Source organism: Chthonomonas sp., assembly GCA_016788425.1.
Classification (GTDB): domain Bacteria; phylum Armatimonadota; class Fimbriimonadia; order Fimbriimonadales; family Fimbriimonadaceae; genus JAEURQ01.
Genome location: JAEURQ010000003.1, coordinates 1 through 23309, shown reverse-complemented (window position 1 = coordinate 23309; position 23309 = coordinate 1). Strand labels below are relative to the sequence as shown.

18 protein-coding genes and 1 rRNA gene are annotated in these 23309 nt (G+C 59.0%); 8 read left to right on the top strand and 11 right to left on the bottom strand.

Translation table 11 applies throughout. The annotated features are described in order from the left end of the window. The first annotated feature begins 9 nt into the window (after positions 1 to 9). Together JNJ45_07385 and JNJ45_07380 are read left to right on the top strand one after the other, a co-directional pair. Positions 10 to 1353 (top strand): phosphomannomutase CpsG, encoded by a 1344-nt coding sequence (locus tag JNJ45_07385; protein ID MBL8048487.1) that lies wholly within the window; start codon positions 10 to 12, stop codon positions 1351 to 1353. A gap of 78 nt (positions 1354 to 1431) precedes the next feature. Then, complete coding sequence (locus JNJ45_07380) at positions 1432 to 2394, top strand: PEP-CTERM sorting domain-containing protein (protein ID MBL8048486.1); 963 nt, start codon at positions 1432 to 1434, stop codon at positions 2392 to 2394. On the opposite strand, the gene JNJ45_07375 is transcribed toward JNJ45_07380, so the two are convergent. Together JNJ45_07375 and JNJ45_07370 are read right to left on the bottom strand one after the other, a co-directional pair. Then, positions 2391 to 2867 carry a hypothetical protein gene (locus JNJ45_07375; GenBank protein ID MBL8048485.1) on the bottom strand — a complete coding sequence of 159 codons (477 nt, stop codon included), beginning with the start codon at positions 2865 to 2867 and terminating at the stop codon, positions 2391 to 2393. The two genes, JNJ45_07380 and JNJ45_07375, sit on opposite strands and share 4 nt — an antisense overlap. Before the next feature lie 24 nt (positions 2868 to 2891). Continuing rightward, positions 2892 to 3380 (bottom strand): hypothetical protein, encoded by a 489-nt coding sequence (locus tag JNJ45_07370; protein MBL8048484.1) that lies wholly within the window; start codon positions 3378 to 3380, stop codon positions 2892 to 2894. A gap of 73 nt (positions 3381 to 3453) precedes the next feature. On the opposite strand from JNJ45_07370, the gene JNJ45_07365 reads away from it, so the two are divergent. Further along, positions 3454 to 5631 carry a hypothetical protein gene (locus JNJ45_07365; GenBank protein ID MBL8048483.1) on the top strand — a complete coding sequence of 726 codons (2178 nt, stop codon included), beginning with the start codon at positions 3454 to 3456 and terminating at the stop codon, positions 5629 to 5631. Here the strand turns inward: JNJ45_07365 and JNJ45_07360 are convergent. Continuing rightward, the gene (locus tag JNJ45_07360; GenBank protein ID MBL8048482.1) at positions 5628 to 6692 is read right to left on the bottom strand and encodes an AI-2E family transporter; all 1065 of its coding nucleotides are present in this window, start codon (positions 6690 to 6692) and stop codon (positions 5628 to 5630) included. The genes JNJ45_07365 and JNJ45_07360 overlap by 4 nt on opposite strands. Positions 6693 to 6777: 85 nt before the next feature. Here JNJ45_07360 and JNJ45_07355 point away from each other — a divergent pair, with 85 nt between their 5' ends. Continuing rightward, positions 6778 to 7800: an ATP-binding cassette domain-containing protein gene (locus JNJ45_07355; GenBank protein MBL8048481.1), complete on the top strand. Its 1023-nt coding sequence runs from the start codon at positions 6778 to 6780 to the stop codon at positions 7798 to 7800. Here the strand turns inward: JNJ45_07355 and uvrA are convergent. Both uvrA and JNJ45_07345 read right to left on the bottom strand, forming a co-directional pair. Continuing rightward, positions 7797 to 9737: an excinuclease ABC subunit UvrA gene (gene uvrA, locus JNJ45_07350; protein ID MBL8048480.1), complete on the bottom strand. Its 1941-nt coding sequence runs from the start codon at positions 9735 to 9737 to the stop codon at positions 7797 to 7799. The genes JNJ45_07355 and uvrA overlap by 4 nt on opposite strands. A gap of 93 nt (positions 9738 to 9830) precedes the next feature. Then, positions 9831 to 10142, bottom strand: coding sequence for a nucleotidyltransferase domain-containing protein (locus tag JNJ45_07345; protein ID MBL8048479.1), 312 nt, complete (start codon positions 10140 to 10142; stop codon positions 9831 to 9833). A 73-nt stretch (positions 10143 to 10215) separates the two neighbouring features. Between JNJ45_07345 and rimO the strand changes: the two genes are divergently transcribed. Together rimO and JNJ45_07335 are read left to right on the top strand one after the other, a co-directional pair. After that, positions 10216 to 11586: a 30S ribosomal protein S12 methylthiotransferase RimO gene (gene rimO / locus JNJ45_07340; protein MBL8048478.1), complete on the top strand. Its 1371-nt coding sequence runs from the start codon at positions 10216 to 10218 to the stop codon at positions 11584 to 11586. A gap of 90 nt (positions 11587 to 11676) precedes the next feature. Next, complete coding sequence (locus tag JNJ45_07335) at positions 11677 to 12621, top strand: PEP-CTERM sorting domain-containing protein (protein MBL8048477.1); 945 nt, start codon at positions 11677 to 11679, stop codon at positions 12619 to 12621. Here the strand turns inward: JNJ45_07335 and JNJ45_07330 are convergent. The 5 genes from JNJ45_07330 to JNJ45_07310 form a co-directional block, all read right to left on the bottom strand. After that, on the bottom strand, positions 12618 to 13526 hold the full coding sequence (locus JNJ45_07330) for a PEP-CTERM sorting domain-containing protein (protein MBL8048476.1): 909 nt from the start codon (positions 13524 to 13526) through the stop codon (positions 12618 to 12620). The genes JNJ45_07335 and JNJ45_07330 overlap by 4 nt on opposite strands. Positions 13527 to 13623: 97 nt before the next feature. After that, complete coding sequence (locus JNJ45_07325; protein MBL8048475.1) at positions 13624 to 14607, bottom strand: PEP-CTERM sorting domain-containing protein; 984 nt, start codon at positions 14605 to 14607, stop codon at positions 13624 to 13626. 44 nt (positions 14608 to 14651) lie between these two features. Beyond that, a complete protein-coding gene (locus JNJ45_07320; protein MBL8048474.1) occupies positions 14652 to 15092 on the bottom strand; it encodes an SRPBCC domain-containing protein in 441 nt (146 codons plus the stop codon). Continuing rightward, positions 15092 to 16303 carry a tyrosine--tRNA ligase gene (locus JNJ45_07315; protein MBL8048473.1) on the bottom strand — a complete coding sequence of 404 codons (1212 nt, stop codon included), beginning with the start codon at positions 16301 to 16303 and terminating at the stop codon, positions 15092 to 15094. Before JNJ45_07315 ends, JNJ45_07320 begins: the two co-directional genes overlap by 1 nt. Beyond that, positions 16282 to 17214: an NTP transferase domain-containing protein gene (locus tag JNJ45_07310; protein MBL8048472.1), complete on the bottom strand. Its 933-nt coding sequence runs from the start codon at positions 17212 to 17214 to the stop codon at positions 16282 to 16284. Before JNJ45_07310 ends, JNJ45_07315 begins: the two co-directional genes overlap by 22 nt. A 27-nt stretch (positions 17215 to 17241) precedes the next feature. Between JNJ45_07310 and JNJ45_07305 the strand changes: the two genes are divergently transcribed. After that, the gene (locus JNJ45_07305; GenBank protein ID MBL8048471.1) at positions 17242 to 18453 is read left to right on the top strand and encodes a hypothetical protein; all 1212 of its coding nucleotides are present in this window, start codon (positions 17242 to 17244) and stop codon (positions 18451 to 18453) included. A gap of 69 nt (positions 18454 to 18522) precedes the next feature. On the opposite strand, the gene JNJ45_07300 is transcribed toward JNJ45_07305, so the two are convergent. Then, positions 18523 to 21423 (bottom strand): hypothetical protein, encoded by a 2901-nt coding sequence (locus tag JNJ45_07300; GenBank protein MBL8048470.1) that lies wholly within the window; start codon positions 21421 to 21423, stop codon positions 18523 to 18525. Positions 21424 to 21861: 438 nt separating this feature from the next. Here JNJ45_07300 and JNJ45_07295 point away from each other — a divergent pair. After that, positions 21862 to 23309, top strand: a 16S ribosomal RNA gene (locus tag JNJ45_07295); the annotation flags it as partial.

Genomic DNA, 23309 nt, shown 5'->3' with positions numbered 1-23309 from the left:
CTGGGCGGCATGGGTCGTCACTTGGCTTGCTTTAAGGCGTATGATGTGCGCGGAATTGTCCCGTCGGAGCTCAATCCGGAGCTCGCTTACAAGATCGGGCGCGCGTTTGCCGACGAGATCCCTTGTCAAAAGGTGTGTCTCGGCTATGACATCCGCCTGAGCGGGCCGGAACTCGCCGACGCGCTGACGCGCGGGCTGAACGATGCCGGCGTGGACGTCGTGAATCTTGGCCTCATCGGCACGGAAATGGTGTACTTCGCCACTGCGCATTACGGTTACGACGGCGGCATCATGATCACCGCGAGTCACAATCCGCCGGAGTACAACGGCATGAAAATGGTGCGCGCGGAGAGCCGCCCGATTTCGGGCGATACTGGTTTGTTGGCGATTGAAGAGCGCATTGCGGCAGGGAACTTTACTCGCACCGGAAGTGGCACCGTTTCTACCCAAGATTGCTACGCCGACTATGTGCAACACCTGCTGAGTTTTGTGGATGTAAGCAAATTGCGACCGCTCAAGGTGTTTGCCAACAATGGCAACGGTGGAGCGGCGCTCGCGATGAACGCAGTGGAGCCGTTCTTACCGAATAAGGTGACCAAGTTCTTGTTCGAGCCCGACGGAAACTTTCCGAACGGAGTGCCGAACCCGATTTTGCCCGAAGCGCAAGCCCCGGTGAAGGCGACCATGGCCGGCAACGGTTACGATTTTGGCGTTGCGTGGGACGGAGACTATGATCGCTGCTTCTTCTTCGACGAAAACGGCGACTTTATCGAAGGTTATTACATTGTCGGCCTGCTCGCAAAAGCGTTCTTAACCATTAACCCGGCGCAAACAATTGTCTACGACGTGCGGCTAACGTGGAACACCGAAGGAATTCTGGAATCCATGGGTGGACGCGGCGTGATGAGCAAGAGTGGACACAGCTTTATCAAAGAACGAATGCGCGCCGAAGACGCGGTGTATGGCGGCGAGATGAGCGCCCATCACTACTTTAAGCAAAACTGGTATTGCGATAGCGGAATGGTGCCGTACATGTTGATTAGCTATCTGCTGAGCACGAGCGACCAAACGCTGGGCGAAATGGTGCGCGAAATGATCGCCAACTATCCGTGTAGCGGCGAAGTAAATAGCAAGGTTGCCGATGTTCCGGCGGCGATTGCCCGCGTGGCCGAAGCATTTCCGGGTGGCGAACGTAACAACGTGGACGGCCTGAGCGTGGACTTCGGCGATTGGCGGTTCAACCTGCGCGGCAGCAACACCGAGCCGTTGCTGCGGCTGAACGTGGAGACTCGCGGTGACGCCGAGAAGATGCGCGCCCGCACCGAAGAACTGCTCGCGATCATCCGCGCCTAGCACGAGTAGCCCCGTCATTTTACGGTGAATTTCGGCGAACCCCGTGTGGATGCGGGGAGTATGCCTTACAATAGCAACATGCGTTGTCTCACGCTGATTGCTTTTACTTTGGTTGCGTCTGGATCGGCCTTTGCCTCCTACGAACTCATGCTTCTGCCGACCTCGAATGGTCGCGTCGCACGCTTTGATCCGGTTAGCCAGATCGGGCTTGGCCAATACGGGCCAACAAATGGGGCGATTCTGCGCGGGCAAGTGAACTACCGTGCTTCGGACGGGATTTCTTGGCTGACTACATCGGGCGGCACAACGAGCTTTGACACGGGAACTGGCACGCCGGTCAACTCAAGTAACTTCCCGTCGGGCATCACGCGAATCTCCCCGGAAGGCGGGCGGCTTTTTGAAGTCGACGGTGTTCGCATATACCGCACCGATCCCGATACCCTGGCTCAAAACTCGACCAACGTGCCTAACGCGGCGGCATTCAATTTTGTTGCACCCTACTCCAATAACTCTTGCTTGATTGGCTATGCCGATAGCAATTTGAATAACTTTGTGATTTCTTACAATGCCGTTACGAATACTTTTGGTACGGCCCTTGCGGTTGGCCTAGGATTTACGGCGGGTAGTTTTGGTGGAGCGCAAAGCCTTAAGGTTGGATCCTCGATGACGTATCGCACAATTGGCAAATCGGGCGGCACCAATGTGATCGCAACTTTTGCATCTACAGACGGCATAAATTATAATCAGTCGTTCTTGTCACTGGGCGCATTACCGCAGTTCTCCTCAACGGCCACTCTTTCGATGATGCTCGGACACGGCAACACATTCTATGTAGTAGGCGATGACATCTCGGCGGCGACAACTACGCGAATCAGTTGGTACCGCTCCGACGGAACAAATATCGGAACTTACACGACAACTGCCGTGGATGTGCCGACTGGTGCTTGGAGCGGTTACAGCATCATCGCGCCCGAGCCGAGTTCGCTTGGCTTGTTAGCGGTTAGCGCCTTAATGTTGATGCGACGCAGAAAGAAGGCTTAAAGCTTAATGCCGCGTAACGAGGCGGGGCGGCGCTTCGCCTCGTATTCGCGGAGATCGGCGATCAGCGTGCGAAAGACCGTCCAGTAGTGGCTGTCGCGATCCAAGCCGTGCCAAAAGCCCTTGCTTTCGTCAATCTTCAGCGCGAAGCTGCCAAACATGTAGTACACCACCTCGGGCTTCAGCACGCCAGAATTCATCATGATGGCCAGCTCTTCAAAGAACCCGGCCAGGGCGCGGCGGTCGAGCACGGGCTCGGCGGCCACCGCCGGCGACCCTTCGAGAATCAGCGCCATGATGCGGCGGTAGGTCTCGTCCTCCAAAAAGCGGCGTCGCATACTTACGAACTGGTTGACCCGCGTAAACCGCCCCTGCTTGGCGTACTGATAAATCCCCTGCCAAAGCGTGATGAAGCCGATGGCGCCGCCCGCGATAATGGCGATGTCCTTAAAGCTATCGAGGGTGGCGGTGGTCACAGCCACAAGTATACAGGCCGCGTTTTAAGGGATTCTTTGCAGGCTCAGGAGAATGCGCTTGATGGTGGCGGGTTCGAGGCCGTTTCCGCCGAGCGAAATGTACTTCGGGAAGCCGCTCTTGCTCACCTCGATCCAATTCACCGCCCATCGCCGGAAGCTCTTCGGGCCGATCATCACCTCAATCTTGCCGAGCTGCTTGTGCACCACCACAAACTTGGTGCCCTCAATGTCCTTGCCGTCCTCATCTTGCAAAAAGATGTCGCCGATGCCGTCGCTGGCACTTTGAACCCAAAACTCCTTGGGGCCGAGCACGTAGTCCACGTGGTAGCTCACCTGATGCGGGTCCGTGTGGGTGTCCACGCCGACCGCGGTTTTGAAGTCGCGCGGAATGTAGGTCGGCAGGTAGAGCGACTGCTTGGTCGTCTTCAACTGCGACATCTGCTCGTCGGTGAGACTGAAATCGGCGGCGTTGACGGTTTGAAAACTGAGGAGCGCGATCGCGGCGGTAAGCATGTCACTAGTTTAAACGCCTTTTTTGTTGGCGGTGAATCTTTTCACTGCGGAAGTTGTTGAATAGAATAGGACTATGATTCTGCAAACATTGGCGTTGAGCGTGCTTTTGCAGGCTTCGGCGGCTCCGGACATGGAGCAAAAGGTGTCGTTCACCTCGCGCGGGGCTGACCTCGGCCAGATCGTGAGCGAGCTCTCGACCAAGACCGGCGTGCCCATGCGCATGGCGGCGGGCACAATGCCGATCCAGTTGGTCATTCAGGTGCGCGACGTCCCGCTAAAGGACCTCATCGCTAGGATCAACGACGCTTCGCTCACGGATTCTGGAATGAGCAGCGGCATTCTTTACTTTAGCCCGAGCGAAAAGCGGCTCAACGGCCTGGCGGAAGAGGCTCGTCAAGGGCGCGTTGCCCTGCTTCAGAAATGGCGCAAAAGGGAAGTGCAGTCGTTGACCAAGGTGCCGATGAGCGCCGACGGAATTCGCGAACTCCGCAATGCCTTTGAGACTCCGTCGGAGACTCCCGGCGCGGAGCGCGACTACATGACGCTGTATTCGCAGATGCCAATGCGCGCGGTGGCCAGTGAAATCGTTCTTTCTCTGCCGGACATCGAACTTGCGAGCGTGAATGCCTACGGGAGGCAAGTGTTCAGCACCAGCCCCACCCGCATGCAGGGCCGCTTGGATATCGGCGTGGTCAACCGCGCTCTGCGAAAGTACGCCGACGCGATCAATATGTGGCAGTCGGTGGACATGGAGGGCGCTGGTGACGACCCGGAGACGCTGAAGGAGATTCGCCGTCGCGAGTTCGCCATACGCAATGCCGTCGCCGCGCGTGCGCACCTGGTGGTCACGGCGGATGAGCGCATGGGCTCGGGCATCAACATGGAACTCCAGCTTTTCGATGCCAAAGGCGAGCGGCTGGACTATCCGATGCAGGGCGTCAACATCAACGAGTACGAGAACTGGACCGAAGCCAGCAAACCTGAGCCGGGCGAAAAAGCGGTGAACGTCAGCAAAGAGGATCAGGACCTCGGCAAGTTCCTCACGACGAGGTTCAACGGCGACACCTCGACGCTGACGCCAGCCCCGGCGCCGATCGTCCAGCGGTTCTTGCAACCGGAAACCAAGGACCCGCTCAGCTTCTCGGCGGCGGACATTTTGTTCGCCGATTGGGATCGGCGCAAGGTCAATGGCGTGGCCGCGCCCAGTGACTTTCTGGGATTGATTCCGCTCTACATGTCCGAAGGCAGCGAAACCGTATACCCCTCGTCCATGCTCAACGTCATCGCGCAATCGGGCCAAGCCAAGGCCGACTATTCCAAAGCGGGCTGGGCGGTTTGGAAGCCGGTGAGCATGCGCGGTTTGGAGATGATTAAGTCGCGCGCGGAACTCGGCAAGTTCATGCGCAACGTGGCCGCGTACCCCACCGACATCGAATCGTTATACAGCGACTATCAGGGTGATGCCGGCAACTGGGAGCCCTATGAGGACATGAGCTACATCATGGCGATGGGCATTTTTGGCAACGCCATGCCCGGCGCGTCCTCGCGCAACACGCCCCTGGGCCGCATGTATCGCCAACTCAGTAGCGACCAGCAGAGTTCGCTGTTGCGCGGAAACGCGGTGTCGGTCAGCGCCATCAATAAGAAGGCACTAATCGCGTTGGAGCGAGCGGTGTACGGCAATCCAAGTGGGTTCTGTTACTTGCCAACGTTCCGCAAGCTCGCGATGGGCGAGGAAGGCGACGCTCGAAGCGAGGCCGCGATGGAGAACCAGCTCTACAACGGCTACGGCATGTACATCGGCCAAACGGTCCCCGATGAACCCACTTTTAGCATGGCGAGCGGCGTGATGGACGGCCAGATTATGGCGCGCACCAATGCCGTGCCAATGATCGCCGCCTACGAAGGCAAGACGCAACTGGCCGTGTCGCCGCTGGAAGGCTTCGGCGGGATGATGATGTACTACTTTAAGGATGCCACGCCCGAGGATCCGAACCGCGGCCCGTGGTTTGGCAAGAAGGTGAAGTATCGCCTGATGAACAACCTGGAGATTTACGTCCGGGTGATGTTCGGGCCCGATCGCGGCGTGTTTGGCGTGTCGCGTGGCAAGCTCGTGGGCAAAGATTCGCCGCTGTTGGACTATGCGCAGCTCCCGGCTGCGGTCCGCAAGCAGATTGAAGAGGAGCAGAAGAACGGCGGAGAGGGCGCCGCCCCCACGGCTCCGGCTACCGTCGAAGGGCCGCCGCGTTAGGCCTCAACCGGCTCGGCCTGCGGGCTGCGCATCTCGGCGATCAGGTCCAGGAAGAAGAGAATTGTCGCCAGCAACATCGGCCCCACCATGAGGCCGACTGGCCCGAACACGATGATGCCGCCAAGGATGCTGAAAAACACGCCCATCGGCGAGATGCCGATTTTGTTGCCGATGAGAAACGGCTTGATCACGTTGTCGATCTGACTCACGACCAAGAACCCGCCGATCAGCACAATGGCCGCCGAGCCATAGTTGCGACTCATGATGAACGTCAGCCCAAGCGGAATGTAGATGACCGGCGCGCCCAGCAACGGGATGATGCAAAGCACGGTGGTGACCACGCCAAAGATGAGCGGCGATGGCGTCCCCGCCCAAAAATAGAGCCCAGTGGCAAGCGCACCTTGGACCAGCGCCACGAGGATGACGCCGATGAACACCCCGCGCACGGTGTTGTAGAGCCGGTTGAGCAACACGTCGATCTTGTCGCGCGCCAAGGGGATCAGCCGGTCGAATTGGGGTCGCAACCCAGGCCCGTCGCGGAGCATGAAAAACTGCGTGAGGAGCGCGATGACCACGGTGAGCGCGCCGGTGCCGAGTGCAACAATTGCCTTGCCGACCGGGTCGGCGAGCCCGGCTTCGATTTCGGATTTATGTCCGGACCAATAGTCGCTCAGCGAGAACTCGGAGTTCAGTTTCTTGGCGTTGGGCACGACGAACTGCTCGTCGAGGTCGGCCAACACGCTTTCTATCGTGATCTGCTTGGTAGGCTGCCCGGGTGCCGGTTCCTTGGGCTTCAGCTGAGTCGCCACGAGCAGACTCGCGATGCCCAGCGGCAAGATGACAAAGAGCATGGTCGCCACCACCGAGGCGGTCGCGCCGCCATTGGGCCCGAGCTTGCGCGTGAACTTGACATGGAGCGGCCAGATGAGAATGCTGAGCACGGTCGCCCACAAGATAGCCGGGAAAAAGGGGCGCAACACCAGGAAGGTAAGCAACGCCAAAACGCCGAACGTGATCCAGAACAACCCGGTTCGGTAGTTCACTTCAAACGGCGACTTCATGAGCAAAAACTACGCTACCCGAATTAGGGCCGTTGCAAAATAGGGCTCTTGACACGCCGGTTGAAACAGGTATAGTTCTTTCTACATGTCAGATTCCGGCTGGCTGGTGCTGAAGAACGCGCGCGGACACAATTTGCGCGGCGTGGACCTTTACGTGCCGCTAGGGCTGATGGTCTGCGTGACCGGCGTAAGCGGCTCGGGCAAGAGCACGCTGATCCAGGATTCGCTCTACCCGCGCTTGATGTACGAGCTATACGGCACGCGATCGGTGTGGGAGCCGCACGACTCGCTGGAAGGGTTTGAGCAACTGGATAAGGTGATTGACATTGATCAGTCGCCGATTGGTCGCACTCCGCGCAGCAACCCCGCCACCTACACCGGCACGTTCGACATGATCCGTGACCTGTTTAGCTTGACGCCGGACGCCAAGATTCGGGGCTACAAGACGGGGCGTTTTAGCTTTAACGTCAAGGGCGGACGCTGCGAGGCGTGCCGCGGCGACGGCATTATCAAGATCGAAATGCACTTTCTGCCGGACGTTTACGTGCCGTGCGAGGTGTGCAAGGGCAAGCGCTACAACCGCGAGACGCTCGAAGTGAAGTACAAGGGTAAGTCGATTTCCGACGTGCTGCAGATGACGATCGAAGAGGCGTGCAACTTCTTCCAACCGATCCCGAAAATCCATCGCAAACTCGAAACGTTGATGGACGTGGGGCTTGGTTACATTCGGATGGGGCAACCAGCGACCACTCTCTCGGGCGGCGAGGCTCAGCGCGTGAAGCTGGCCGAAGAGCTGGCCAAGCGCTCTACTGGGCGGACGATTTACATTCTCGACGAGCCGACTACGGGCCTGCACTTTGAAGATGTGCGCCGCCTGCTCGTGGTGTTGCAACGGCTGGTGGATGCCGGCAACACAGTGCTGATTATCGAGCACAACCTCGACGTGATTAAGAGCGCCGACTGGCTGATTGACATCGGTCCCGAGGGCGGCACCGGCGGCGGCGAGATCATTGCCCAAGGCACACCCGAGCAGGTGGCGGCCACGCCGGGCAGTCACACTGGCGGATTCCTGCGTGACCTCTTTGCGCGGCCCCGAGTCGAAGCTTAGCGCTTCGCTTTCTTTTTGGGCGTGGTCACGGTCTCGGCGACCTTGAGCACGGCTTTGCGTGGCGGCGCGCTCAACGGGTGCGGCGCACGGGGTTGGCGACGCTCCCTGGGAATCTCAATTTCTCGACGTCCCGCCAGATAGTCGGCGGTCACGCAATCCTGCTTCAGAAACTCCTTCGGCGTGCCCTGACCCACCACCTTACCGCCATGTTCGCCGGCGGCCGGACCCATCTCGATCAGCCAATCGGCGGCCATCATGGTCTCCTCGTCGTGCTCCACCACAATCACGGTGTTGCCGATATCGCGCAGGCGGCAAAGCGTCTCGATGAGCTTGCGGTTGTCGCGTTGGTGCAGGCCGATGCTCGGCTCATCCAGGATGTAGAGGCAGCCCATGAGGCCCGATCCGATCTGCGTGGCCAGGCGAATGCGCTGCGCCTCGCCCCCGGCGAGCGTCGTCGCCGAGCGGTCTAAGGTCAGGTAGCTCAGGCCGACATCGTTGAGGAACCGTAACCGCTCAATGACTTCCTTCACCGCGCGTTCGGCGATCACTCGCTGGCGGCTATTGAGCTTCTCGGTTACATTGTCAAAGAAGCGGAATGCTTCGGCGACCGACGAACTGGTGATGTCCGCCACGTCGCGGTCGGCGATTTTGACGGCGAGGGCTTCCGGCTTCAGGCGTTTGCCGCCGCAAGTGGGGCACGGCCGCGAGCTCATGTATTGGCCCAGATCGTTTTTGACCCACTCGCTCTCGGTGTTTTCGTACTTCTTGCGGAGCGTGTTGACTAACCCTTCCCACGTGGTTTTGAACTGCCGGGTGCTGCGGGTGTAGCGCATGGACACCGTAATCGGCGTTGGATGGCCGTTGAGCAGCACGTCCATTTGCTCCGGGGTGAGCGCCGAGACCGGGCCGCTGGCATCAAATCCCACCGCCGCGCCGAGCCCGTCGAGCACGTCTGGCCACCACTCTTTCGCCTCGCCCGACTTGTATACAAACGGCAGAATCGAGCCATCGCGAACGGGCTTGCTCTTGTCCGGGATCATGAGGTCAACATCAAACTCGGTCTTGGTGCCGAGGCCGGTGCAATCGGGACACGCGCCAAACGGCGAGTTGAACGAAAACATGCGTGGCTCGAGCTCGGGCATGCTGAACCCGCAATCGGCGCAGGAGTAATGCTCGCTGAAAATCTGCTCATTCCACTCGTCGCCGGTCGCCTCGGGTGCTTGCCAGCTCAGAGAAACCACGCCCTTGCCCATCTTGAGCGCCGCCTCAATCGAGTCGGTCAGACGCCTTTCTACGCCCTCTTTGATGACCAGGCGATCGACCACGACCTCGATGGTGTGCTGCTTATAGCGGTCCATCTCAATGTCGTCGGTTACCTCCATCATCTCGCCATCCACGCGCACCCGCACGTATCCGGCTTTTTGAATATCGAGAATCTCCTTTTTGAATTCGCCCTTGCGCGCGCGGACCACGGGCGCGAGAATCTGCACCTTGGTGCCCACCGGATACTTGGCGGCGACCTCGGCGATCTGGTCCGTGCTCTGGCGTTCGATGGGGCCGTGGCCGTTGGGGCAGTAGGGAATGCCGACCCGCGCGTAGAGAATCCGCAGGTAGTCGTAAATTTCGGTGACGGTGGCAACGGTGGAGCGCGGGTTGCGGCTGGTTGACTTTTGGTCGATGCTCACCGCTGGTGAAAGCCCCTCGATGTGGTCAACATCGGGCTTGTCCATCTGGCCCAAAAACTGGCGGGCGTAGGCGCTAAGGCTCTCGACGTAGCGCCGCTGACCCTCGGCGTAGATGGTGTCAAACGCCAAACTCGACTTACCCGAACCGGAAAGCCCGGTAATCACCACGAGCTTGTCGCGCGGAATTTCGACGGTTACGTTCTTGAGATTGTTTTCGCGGGCACCCACCACCACGATCTTCTCTTGGGCCATGCCCAATTTTAGCAGAAAGGTAGACGGAAATGTACCTAGTTCCGGGAAGTAGTCCGCTTCAGTTTTTTGGAACGAGAAGCTCTATCGCTCGCGTCATGCGGCATACAGGGTCACCGCTTGCTCAAGTGCTTGCCGCTTAAGACGAGTGTTCTCGATCGCGCTTTCTTCGAGCAGATCAACCGAGCGGCCCAACAGCGCCTGCAACTCCTCAAGAAATCCAAAATATTGCTCGGCCAAACCCATCCCGCTCGGCGGCGCGGAGAATTCGACGAGAAAGTCAAGGTCACTGCGGTTATCGTCAAACTCCGGCCCGACCGCCGATCCGAACAGCTTCAAGTGGCGCACCGCGAAACTGCGGCAAAGCTCGCGCAACGAGTCCGAGGTCTGTTCGTCGAACCTGATCATGAAACTATTGTAGCCCGCGTTCAGCCAATCCCCTTGATTTGAAGCGGGAATTTTGTGCCGGTACAATGATGCTGTGTCGGATGCCGCCCCCAAAGTGAAAATCGTGACCCTCGGCTGCGCCAAAAACGACGTGGACAGCGAGGAAATCGCTGGCGTTTTGGCCCGCGACGGTTACGTGGTGGACGGCACCAGCAAGGCGCCCGAGGTGACGATTATCAATACCTGCGGGTTTTTGGAGGCCAGTAAGCAAGAGAGCATTGAGGCCATTAAAAAGGCCGTGCGCACCAAGGGCAAGGGCCGCGTGATTGTGGCTGGGTGCCTGGCGCAGAGGCTCGGCGAAGAGCTGGTTCGGTTGGCGCCCGGCGCGGATGCCTACATCGGCGTTGGCCAAATGGGGCGGTTCGATGAGATTGTCAAGAACACACGCCAATCGCGCGATACGATTTTGGAGTTGGAGCCGCCGCACCACCGCTGGGCCGACATCGAAACCCGCGCCCGCACCGGCCGGCCATGGAGCGCCTACCTCAAGGTCAGCGAAGGTTGCGACCACAAGTGCACCTTCTGCACCATCCCGAGCTTCCGCGGACGGCACCAAAGCAAGCCTCGTGAACGGATTTTGGACGAAGCGCGACACCTGGCCAGCACCGGTTGCCGCGAGATCAATCTGATTGCGCAGGACGTGACGCAGTACGGTTTTGACCTCTACAAGGAGTTCACGCTGCCCTCGCTCTTACGCGATCTCAACCAGATAGATGGCATAGATTGGATAAGAATCTTGTACTTTTATCCGAACCGCCTGACCGACGAGGTGATCGAGGCGATGGCGACGAGCGCCAAGGTGCTGCCGTACATTGATATTCCGCTGCAGCACACCCACCCCGACGTGCTGCGCCGCATGAAGCGGCCTTGGGATGGCGACCGCTACCTGGCGCTGTTCGACAAACTTCGCGCGGCGATGCCGGAAGTGGCGATTCGCACGACATTTATCGTCGGGTTTCCGGGGGAAACTGAACAAGAATTTCAGCATTTGTTAGACTTTTGCGATGCCGCCAAGCTCGATCGGGTCGGAGCGTTCTTGTTCTCGCGTGAGCCAGGGACGCCGAGCCACGACATGGCTGGCCAGATTCAAACCCGTGTGAAGAAGGAGCGCTACGAGCGCCTGATGCGGCGGCAGCTCCAGATTTCGCGGCGCATCAACGAGGGTTGGGTCGGGCGCAAACTCGGCGTACTCGTGGACGAAGTCAAAGATGGCTGGTCGGCAGGTCGCTCCTACCGCGACGCGCCCGAGATTGACGGCTGGGTGTACGTGAAGGGCGAGCTTGAGGCGGGCCAAATCCACGAAGTAGAAATCACGAGCGCGGGAGACTATGACCTGTATTCGGACCCCACCGCGCGAAAGCCGATGAAAGCCTTGCGCGTCGCGGCTCCGCGAAAACCGCAGTAAAACCACGGTTAAAAAAATGCCGTAGCCGCTTAGTTGCGTTATAACTGAGTCATGCGATTGTTTGTGTCAACTGCTTTAGTTGTGGCCTCTATGGCCTCTTGGGCCTCGTACGACCTGCTCTATATTGGCGAGGGCTCCGGCACCCGCGTTCACCGTTTCGATCCGGTGTCGCGCGTTCACCTCGGCAGCTTCTCCGTGTCGCACTCCCGTTTTGTCGCGGCGCATATCAACAGCCCGTACGTGATGTCGGGGACTACGACCGCGATTGGCGTGTATAACGGTGCCTCCGGCGAGCACGTCAACACGACGAATGCGTATGGCGACTTCGGGACGATGACCCCGACCGGCACCTTGCTCGCCTTCTCTTCGGCGACCACGTTTCGGGAGGTCACGTTACCGAATGGCACGGTTCAGATCGTGTCAGCCCTGAGCACGATCTCGGAAGCACGAGGAATTGTGGCTGTGGGCACCAACAAGTGGGTTGTCGGTCGCGGTGCATCTGGCGACCTTATCTTGAATTGTTATTCGAACTCGGGGGCAACCCTGCTGAGTTCGGCGGTGGTGCTGGCGAATGCGAGCCTTCCCGCAAATGTCGCCACGGCGGGCATGGGTGTTTCGGTTTCTTCGTCTGGCGTCACGCAACTCTGGTTTACGCTCCGAACGAGCGCGGGCGATGTTCAGCTGCGAAGGTATTCCCTTTCCGGAACTTCGGCGACCCTCTCGGATTCGACCACGCTGACCGGGTTTTCGACCCTCAACGCCGGTACGACGCAGGCGGTGCTGGGCGGGCATGGCAACTCGGCGTTTGTCGTGGGGGCCGATGCGGCCAACCCGAACCTCACTCGCATCATGCACTTGTCGGCGAACAGTACGAGCACCCTCACGATTGCCAACTACACCACGAGCGCGTTTACCGTGAACAGCTCGACCGATTGGACCGCCGCAAACGTGGTCGCCCCGGAACCCGGCTCGATTCTGGCGTTGGGGGCGGGATTGTTCCTTGTGCTTCGACGGCGGGTCCCGGCTAAGCGTTAGGCCTTGCGGCGTCGGATGAGCAGTCCCAGCCCGGCAAACACGGCTAGCATTGAGCTTGGCTCGGGTGCGACCACAATAGCGCTACCTCGGTAGTAGTTCGTCGAATACTGAAATCCGGGAAGGGTCTGGGCGGTGCCGGCGAGGCCAAGACTCATTTCCATGGGGAGGCAGTACAGGGCACCGTTCGAATAGTACATCCCGTAAGCTCGCTCTCCATGGCCCCACTCGGCCCCGCTTAGAGCTACGGTAGAGCCAGTGAGTTCGACCGAAACATTTGCCGCTGCCACTCCACTGGGCGTGGTGTAATAGCGAGAAAAGTAATGGGTCGAGTTCACGGTGTAACTTGCGATGGCGGCTGATCCACTTGAGTTCCCAACGATGTCCTTGAGCGAAGTCTCGGCTTGCGGGCCCATGCCCACACTACTGACCAAGACATTCGAAGGATTGAAATTTAAAAGGAAATCACTACTCCAAAAAGTTCCGTCGCTATCCGACGCGATCGCGTAAAGACCATTGTTGAGAAGGGTGGCTCCCCCAGAAGGGATGAAACGTCGATCGCCGTAATAAAGTGCCGACCCTACCTGAAACCCCGTACTAGGGTCGAATCGAACTACATCACGATCGTAGCTCACTAACAGCTCTCCAGCTCTTGTGTACTGAATCTTGCGCGCGGTTCCATAGCTTCCACTCAAGATGGTTGTACCGATATAGTTCCCCGTATTGTAGTTATATCGCAGAACGCCGGAGGTGCTCCCGGAACGTACGAGGGCATAAACTTCGTTAGCCGACTGGTTTACTGCGATATCAGTCATCGGAGCCTGCACGGAGAAGCTACCCAAAGAAACCGCATTTTCCGGGTCCCAGCGATGGATGCGATTGTCCACACCGTTGGCGATCAGCAGCATGTCAAATGAGGCGGCAGATATTGCGGCGCAAGAAAGTAGAACAGAGACACTGAATATTCGCATAGTGTTATAGGTTTTTAAGTGACGTTGAGAGTGTTTATGATCGCCGTCGTCGAGCGAGCAACCCAAGCCCAGCCAGCACGGCTAGCATCGAACTGGGTTCAGGCGCAAGGATCATTGCGCTGCCGCGATAAGCGTTTGCGGAGCCCGACAGCGCGGAAATCGTGGTGCCCGAGCCAATGAGGTTCAACGTCGTGTCTAATTGATAACAGGTCGTAACTTGGGTGCCCGGATTGTAAAATAGGCAGTAAGCCAAATTGTTGTGGCCCCACTCGCTACCGAGAGCCGTGATTGAGGTGCCTCCAATACTCAGCGAAATGTTTGTCGCCGCGATTGCCGAGCCGTTTACGTTGTACCGCGTGAATGTCACTGAACTACCGCCTGACTGTTCGGTCACCATCAACGCCGACGAGTTTTGGTTTGACACGATGTCCGCATAGGAGTGCACAGACTGGTGTAAGCTTGACATGACCGAGCCGGTTTGTGTTCCAGTCGGAGTAAAGGTCATGAGATAGTCATTGTTCCAAGCCGTTCCATCGCTCTCGCCAGCTAGCACAAAATTGCCGTTACTCAGATACGCCGATCCTCCGTGGAAGATAAACCTGCGATCACTATAGAATAGCGGAACACCGATTTGCGCGCCAGTGTCTGCGTTGTAGCGAACCACATCGCGTTCGTAACTGACCAGGAGTTCACCATTGCTGGTGTACTGCACTTTGCGCGCATTGCCATAACTGCCCGCGAGCAAAGTCGCGCCAAGGTAAGCGCCGGTGTTATAGTTGTACTTCGCAATTCCGGTGCTGCTTCCTGAGGGCAGCAGCGTGTAAACGGTGTTGGCGCTCTGATTGACAGCGATATCGGTGATGCTGCCATTCACTGGGAAGCTACCCAGGGCCACGTTATTCGCCGGATCGTAGCGGTGGATGCGATTGTCTATGCCATTCGCCAGCAGCATCATGTCAAAAGACGCCAGCGCCGAGGCCGCGCACGCGGCAAGAGAGAGCACAACAAGAGATCGCATGGAAAGGTTATAACTCAAACGGCGCGAATCCGCACAAAAAGGCACTAAATGTACGCGCCGTCGCGCAGGTTGATGCCGTGCTCGACCCACGCCTTGAGGGCGGCGAGCATCTGCGACCACCCTTGGCAGTTGCCGTACGAGGCGTTCAAACCGGCGGGGGTGGAGGGCCAACCCTCTTCCGAAATTTCCACCTTGGTCCGACCTTCGCCGACGTCGCTAAAGCGCATGGTGACCGTCGTCGGGGCACCATCCGGCGAAGGCCACCGAAACACAATGCTCTCGCCCTCCACGACTTCGCCCACCTCGACGGGGAAGCGGCCGGGGAAGTCGTGAAAGTCCCAGGTCACCGTCGAATCGGAGCTGAGCCGACCCTGCGCGCCGCCGGTGGTGAAGTACTGCGACAGCTGCGCCGGATCGGCCACTGCCTCAAAAACCTCGGCGCGAGGCCGCGACACGTGCAAGTACGTGGTGAATTGCAGCTCCATCAGGCGAGCCTCCGGAACTGGTGCTTGCCGACCTTCAGCACCTTGCCGACCAAGTCGGCGGGCGCATAGCGATGCGCAATGTCGGCGGCCCGCTCGCCATCCAGCGAGACCGCCCCGGCCTGGATCAGCTTCTTCGCCGCGCCATTGCTTTCGGCCAAGCCCAGCGCCACCACCAGGGCGGCCAGGCCCACCGTTCCCTCGGCGATCGCCTCGGGCGGAATTGCGGCTTCCTCGGCCTCAACCGGTTGCTGACGTTGACTAAACGTGTTGATGAAGTAGTCGTCGGCCGCTTGCGCGTCCGCCGCTGAGTGGTACATCGTCACGATTTCGCGCGCCAAACGGCGCTTCGCATCGCGGGGATGGTCCTCGGCGACAATGCGGCGCACCTCGTCCATCGGCACGTCGGTACACAGCTCAAACCAGTTGGTCATGAGCTCGTCGGGAATGGACATGGTTTTGCCGTACATGTCGTTCGGTGCGTCCCAAATGCCGACATAATTGCCGAGCGATTGCGACATCTTCTCCTTGCCGTCGGTGCCCACCAGCAGGGGCGAAAGAATCACCACTTGCGGCTCCTGATCGTACTGCTCCTGTAGGTTTCGGCCCACCAAGTTGTTGAATTTTTGGTCGTTTCCGCCGAGCTCAATATCGGCGCGAATTTCCACCGAATCCATGCCTTGGCACAGCGGATAAAGAATCTCGTGCAGGGCGATCGGGCGGTTTTCGTTCCAGCGTTTGGTGAAGTCGTCGCGCTCCATGATGCGCGCCACGGTGGTCCGACTCGCGAGCCGAATCACATCCTCAAAGCCCATTTTTCCAAGCCAATCTTTGTTGAAGTAGATCTCGGTTTTGTCGGGGTCCAGAATCTTGCGGACTTGCGTCATGACGCCGTCCACGTTCGCCTGCACTTCCTCGCGAGTCAGCTGCTTGCGGGTTTTGCTCTTGCCGCTCGGGTCGCCGATCATGGCTGTAAAGTCGCCGATGATCAGGCAAGCCGTGTGGCCAAGCTGCTGAAAGTCGCGCAACTTCCGCAAGACCACCGCCCATCCCAGAGTGACGTCTTTGGCGGTCGGATCGACGCCGAGCTTAACGCGCAGGGGGCGTCCGAGGCCCAGCTTGCGGCGAAGGTCGGCTTCGCTGATGATCTCGGTGGTGGCCCGGCGCAGATGCTCAATCTGCTGGTCAATCGTCACGCGGGCGCCCCATCCCAAAGAATCGTGTCGCGCGCGTCGCCCTCCAGGGTCATGGTTCCGCCGAGCAGCGCGCGCGAAATCTCGCCTAGCGCGGACACGTTCGCGCCCGGTAGCACCACGCAGTCGTGCAGCCGTTTGGCCGAAACCTTGGCACCCGGACCCACAACCACGTTCTCGCCGATTTCGGCTTGCACGTCGGCGGTGGCGTCGATTATGTTCGCCCCGCCGGTCAGAAAAGCGGTGGTCTCCAGGTACGAATCGAGCGTGCCGGTGTCAAACCAAATGTTGTCGTAGATGCCCGCGCGCACGTCCATGCCGCGGTCAATCATTAGCTGGATGGCGTCCGTGATTTCGTACTCGCCGCGACCCGAGGGTTTCAGGTCGGGGAGCACACTCCAGAGTTCGGGGCCAAAGAAGTACATCCCAGCCATGGCGAGGTTGCTTTCGGGTTCGGCGGGCTTCTCCACCAACCGCACAATGCGATCGCCTTCCACCGTGGCCACGCCAAATCGGCGGGGGTCTTCCACCGGCTTGACGATGTTGAGGTTGGCGCAGCCCGACTCGCGGAATTTGGCGGCGTGCTCGGCGAACCCGCCGCCATAAATCGCATCGCCCAGGTAAAGCACAAACGAGTCGCCGGCGACAAATTCTTTGGTGAATCCGACGGCGTGGGCCAGACCAAGCGGCTCGGGCTGACGGGCGAAATCGAGCTTCACGCCAAACTGCGAGCCATCGCCCAGTGCCCGGCGCATCTCCGGCTCGTTCTCGCCGACCACGATGCAAATCTCGGTGACGCCCATTTCCTTCAGGCGGTCGAACGCATATTCCATGGTCATGCGGTTGGCCATGGGCAGCAGCGGTTTGGCGATGTGGTGAGTCACCGGATACAGTCGTGAACCCTTTCCGGCGGCAAGAATGACCCCTTTCATATGGGATCAGGGTACCTTGGAGTTGTGATGAAGCTCCGACAGGGAAGTTGGATGATCCTCGGCCTCGTGACGTTGGTCGGTTGTTCGCGATCCGGGCCGCCGGTCTATCCGACGTGGTCGCCGCAATTGCCGCAATACGAGCCTCGCGATGGCGCGGGCGGCTTCGATTCTGTGTGCCTCGCCGGGCAAGGCGTGGAAGAATCTCTCGACGGCAAACAGCTTTCGAAATTCAACTTTACCGACCGCGACAAGGAGCTGTATTCCGCCAAAGTCGCCCCGCAAACCGAGCGCATGATCGCGGCTCTGGCCGAGAATCCGCGCTACGAGTTCCGACCGACTCCGCCGCTGGAGCGGCCCAAGTTTGTCGGCGGCTGGCGGCTCATCGGCGAGAGCCTCATCTGGCGAACCGAAGCCGCCGTGAAGGCGAAGAACCCCGCTGAGGCAGTGCGCATGTTCACGGGCGCGGCCCGCTTCTGCCGCCTCATGATGCAGGGCGATGCGAACACCGCGCAGATGGGACTGCACGTGCTCGATGGCTCGCGCGCGGCCCTCGGCCCGGCGCTGGTTTCGCTCGGCGCAAGCAACCTGCAGAAGCTGGTGACCGTGGTGGAAGAAACCTGCTCGGCGCCAAGCTTCACGGACGCTGCTCTCAAGAACGAATCTGCCCAGGCGTTGGCGGCGCTGCAATTTTTCCAGGACGCCTACGCGGCGCAGAATTGGAAGCGGCTGGAGGACAATTTCGAGACTGTGGGCCGGGATGCCTCCCGGTTGCTGAAGGCCATGGAGCCGACCTCGTCGAAGCGCGTCGAGCTTTTCGACAAGCTCAAGGAGCGGATTGACACCGAGCTTTCCTGGCAGTTGGCGCGCGCCGCGGTGCCCGCCGCCAAACGACCGCAATATCCCAAGCTTGGGGGCGGCGAGTTTGGCCGCCTTTGGATTAGCACATTCGGCATGGCCGGACGGGGAGTGATCACCTCAGCGGACACGACCTTGGCGCGATGCCGGCTGCTTGCGCTGACGGCTCACATGCAGGCACTCGCCTCGCAAAAGCAGCCGTTGCCTCGCGACCTCTCGGCGCTGCCAAAGTGGCTCCGCAATGACCCGGTTAGCGGCGTGGAATTCGTGTACCGCACCAACGGCGTGGAGTTCGATTGCTACAGTCGCGGCGCGGATGGCCGCGACGATCTCGGGCGCACCGACGAGCCGGGACTGAACCCCGACCTTCGCTTGGAGCGCTAAAACCCAACAGCCAAAGAGAAAGCCCCCGCCAAACTTGGCGGGGGCTTTTGACTTTCCGGTCAGCGGAGCTTACGGATAGTCTTCGCCGATCGCGTCGAAGTTCAGTGCGAGCTGCGTATAGTCGGCGATGTCCACGATCTGATCGCCGTTCAGGTCGGCACCTAGGGCGTACCCAGGTTGGCCCTGGATCTTGTCAAAGGCACCCGCCAGGATCGCGTAGTCCGCGATGTCAACGATGTCGTCACCATTACAGTCGCCGCTACGATGGCTCGTGTAGAGCGTGTTCGATCCGTACGTGGCCGCATTGAAGGACACGCTCGTTTCGTATTCGCTCAGCCAGAACGCCGGCTTCACCGACACGCGGTACGTGCCCGTTGCGCCGGAGAACGGCACTTCCCATGTTCCGTAGGAGGCGTTGACCGTGCTGCTTTGAATGAGCACGCCCGACGAGTTGCGGATGCGAACCCTTGTGGAGTACGTTCCGCCGGAGGCCGCCCACGAGGCGAGTCCACCATAGGTGATGTAGCCCGTGAACGAGGCCGGCTTCACCGTGAGCGTCGCCGCTCGGTAGCCGCTGACCCAGTATCCGCTGGCCGGGTACGAATAGACTTCCCACGTGTGGTTGCCCACCGTAGCCGCCGCCGGGATGGTGTAGTACCAGTAGGCGTATCCGCTGGAGTCGGTCGTTGCCGTTCCCAGGTAGGAACCGTCCATGTAGTAGTACACAGTTCCGCCGGCCAACGGCGAACCGTTGCTTTGCAGATACTGCGACCACAGGTACACCGATTCGGTGCGGCGCGCCGCCACATCCCACGCATTCGTGATGGTGGGCTGATAGGCATAGAGCGTCGCGTCGAAGTTGCTACTACTGTTGTAGTTGATGTTACTGATGTAGTAGACATCAAGGTCATACGGCCCTTGATAGCCAGTCGGAACCGCGTAGTTCAGGGTCGCGTAACCATCGTTGCCGGGGGTTGCCGAGCCCGCATAGGAGCCGTTGACATAGAACCACACCGCGCCCGTGTTGACCCAAGCGTTATCCGTGGTGCGGCTCACGCGGGCGTACAGGGCGACGGTCGTACCCGCGGTGGGATACGTGTTGTAGCCTTGGATCAAGGTGTTGGCCTTGGTCGTCGTGAGAGTCGCCGTGCTGCTTCCCGCGTTGTAAACGGTCGTCACCGGCGTGTCCGCGCGAATGGTGAACGTACTCGGCGTGCCGAAGGGCACCGTGTAGTTGTAAGTGGCGATGCCACTTCCGTTCGTCGTGCCCGAACCCACGAATGCGTTCGAGATGTAGAAGTTGACCGTTTCGCCGGAGACGGCTCCACCAGCGGAACTGGTGACGGTCGCGCTCAGAGTCGCGACGCCGGTGATGGGCGCATTGGCGTTCGCCACGGCCACAAGCTTGTTGGGCTTGTAGTTAGCTTCCTGAATCCAGGTGCCCCACGTGGTGGAACCAACCGCGTATTGGCCGATGATCCAGAAGGATCGGTTATCCCATGGATCGTAGGTGCCGCCGAAGTAGTCACCCCAGCGGTTGCGGCCATTGACGAGCGAGACATAGCCCGCGGCCCCTGCGCGCGTTTGCACGGAGAAGCCGAAGCTGGTGTCGCCCGACTTGTAACCGGAGTACCGAGAGCTGGCATATTCGCTTTGCCCGGAACGGCCAAACGTGATGATCGCGTCGCCATACGGGTTGCAAGCGATCGCCGGATAGTAGTAATCCAGCCCCGAGTTGCCGATCGTATCGTTGATCAGCAAGTTGTAGCTGTTGTAAATGTCCATGCAGTACGCACGGACCGTCGAGCGGTTGCCCGCGCCGTCGCCATAGTTGTAGGCGCTGCCGTTGACCGAGAACAGCTTGCCATTGGCGTAGCTGACGCTCAGAATGCGGCCATCGTTGACTTCCAGCTTCGTGGCGGCTCCTTGCTGATAGGCAAGGCCGTTAGGCGTGTAGCCACCCACATTGACGAGTGTTGACGTGACCGTGGGCGCGGTGGGAGCACCGGTGCCGCCGAACGTATAGTTGGTGAACCGTCGAACGGTGAGGTTGGTCGAGCCACCTTCTTTACCGCTGACCATGTAAAAGGCCCCTGGGTCGGTGAGTTGGCGCGCTGGCACCGGGCGGAAGTCCGCCGAACCATCGCTTTGGAAGTTGGTGTAGTCGTACCAATAGGTGCCGCCCGCGCCATAGACTTCCGATGAGCGGAGGAGGCGTGTGTGCGAGTAGGTTCCCGAACCCGTGAAGGTGGGGAACTTGATGCCCGCGACCATGATGCCGCCGCTGGCGAAGCCAAGGTGCGGGAAGTCAACCCAGTGGTTGTTATCGAAGGTGCCGCCATCGTACTTGGCGTTCAGGAACCGCCAACTCCAGTTGCCATAGGCGTTGCTGTCGTCGGAGTACATGAGCACGTAGTGCGACTCGGTGACGTTGTTGCTCGCGTCGTACTTGTTGGCGAGCATGAGAATAAGGAACCGGTCATTGAACGGGTCGTAACCGATTTTGGGGTCGAACAGGAAGTAGTCCGAGTTCATGAACCCGCTGAAGCTCGACTGATAGCCATTCGTGCCGTCCTTTTCGAAGATGGCGAAGTGGCTGTTGGTTACGGCGACCAGGTTGCTGGGGCCGGCCGCGACTTCGGGATCGGGCGGGCGCCAGCCGGTGGCCGTGATTCCAATGAAGCTGCGAAACGCCGAGGGCGGCGATTCGGTGCCGAACGGATTTTCATCAAGGACGTTGACCGGTGGAATGTTTGCGGGCGGATCGGTGTACTTGAGCTTGGGCTTGATTTTGTTGGGGATGAAACCTCCGATGGAGATTCCTTCGCGAACCGGCAGGTTGGTACTGTAGGTTCCGCTTGGCCCTTGCGCGCTGTAGCCCCAGCCCGCATCGGTTTCGGATGTCTGGGCGTGCGCGACGCTGCCCACCAGCGCGCTGACCGCCAAGACGACTTTGGAAATGAACTTCATTTTTTTCTCCCGTGCGCCCTCAAATGCGCACTGAACACCTTAGTTATATCAGAGACTTGCAGAAATGCGAGGAGATTTTAGAGAAAATTTAGAGACCGTGATTTGACTCGCCTTTCGGCTCGGGTCCGGGAGCGGATGGGATTGCCGACAAAAACGGGCAAAAATTTGCAAGTGCAGGGGTGGGCGTGAAAAGTTGCACGCGCAAGGGGAAAAGACGGTGTTGGCGTGGGTTTTGCCGCGCGATTTTCGAAAAAAGTGGTCCGACCCCCTTGACATCTGAAACGGCCCATGCCTACAATATCCCTTGTCAGCCACGCAGTGGTTGGCGAGAACCTTGAAAGCTCAATACAAAGTTCAATCGTGAGTTTTAACGCTCTACCGAGCAATCGGTAGGACAAATATGAAAAATGAACCATCTTCGGATGGACAAAAAAACTTTCTTCGGAGAGTTTGATCATGGCTCAGGACGAACGCTGGCGGTGTGCCTAAAACATGCAAGTCGAACGAGGCCTTCGGGTCTAGTGGCGAACGGCGGAGTAATACATAAGCAACGTGCCTTGAAGTCCGGGACAAACGCAGAAATGCCATAAATACCGGATGTGGTTGAGAGTGGGCATCTACTTTCAATTAAATGGTTTTTCGCTTCAAGAGCGGCTTATGATGCATCAGGTAGTTGGTGGGGTAATGGCCTACCAAGCCGACGACGCATAGGGGGTCTGAGAGGATGATCCCCCCGAGAGGGACTGAGAGACGGCCCTCACACCTACGGGTGGCAGCAGTTGGGAATCGTTGTCAATGGGGGAAACCCTGAACACGCGACACCGCGTGGTGGATGAAGGCCTTAGGGTCGTAAACACCTTTTGCACGGAAAGACTTAGGACGGTACCGTGCGAATAAGCTCCGGCTAACTACGTGCCAGCAGCCGCGGTAAGACGTAGGGAGCAAGCGTTGTCCGGATTTACTGGGCGTAAAGAGCACGTAGGCGGACTGTTAAGTGTGAAGTGAAATCTCCAGCGCTCAACGCGGAAATTGCTTCGCATACTGGCAGACTAGAGGGTTGCAGAGGTAACTGGAATTCCCGGTGTAGCGGTGACATGCATTGATATCGGGAGGAACTCCTATGGCGAAGGCAGGTTACTGGGCTTCTCCTGACGCTGAGGTGCGAAAGCGTGGGTAGCAAACAGAATTAGATACTCTGGTAGTCCACGCCCTAAACGATGGATACTAGACGTAAGAGGTATCGACCCCTCTTGTGTCGCAGCTAACGCATTAAGTATCCCGCCTGGGGAGTACGGCCGCAAGGTTGAAACTCAAATGAATTGACGGGGACCCGCACAAGCGGTGGAGCATGTGGATTAATTCGATACTAACCGAAGAACCTTACCCAGGCTTGACATCGAGGGAAAGTCCCCGAAAAGGGACCCTCTCCCACAAGGAGACCCAAAGACAGATGTTGCATGGCTGTCGTCAGCTCGTGCCGTGAGGTGTACGGTTAAGTCCGCCAACGAGCGCAACCCACGTTCTGTGTTACCAGCGAGTAAAGTCGGGGACTCACAGGAGACCGCCGGTGTAAGCCGGAGGAAGGTGTGGATGACGTCAAGTCAGCATGGCTCTTACGCCTGGGGCTTCACACATGCTACAATGGGCGAAACAGAGGGCCGCAATGCCGCGAGGCGGAGCAAATCCCAAAAATACGCCCCCAGTTCAGATTGCAGTCTGCAACTCGATTGCATGAAGGCGGAATCGCTAGTAAACGCAGGTCAGCTATACTGCGTTGAATACGTTCCCGGGTCTTGTACACACCGCCCGTCAAGTCACCCGAGTTGTTTTCACCCGAAGTCCGTGGCCTAACCGTAAGGAGGGAGCGGCCGAAGGTGGGGGGAGCG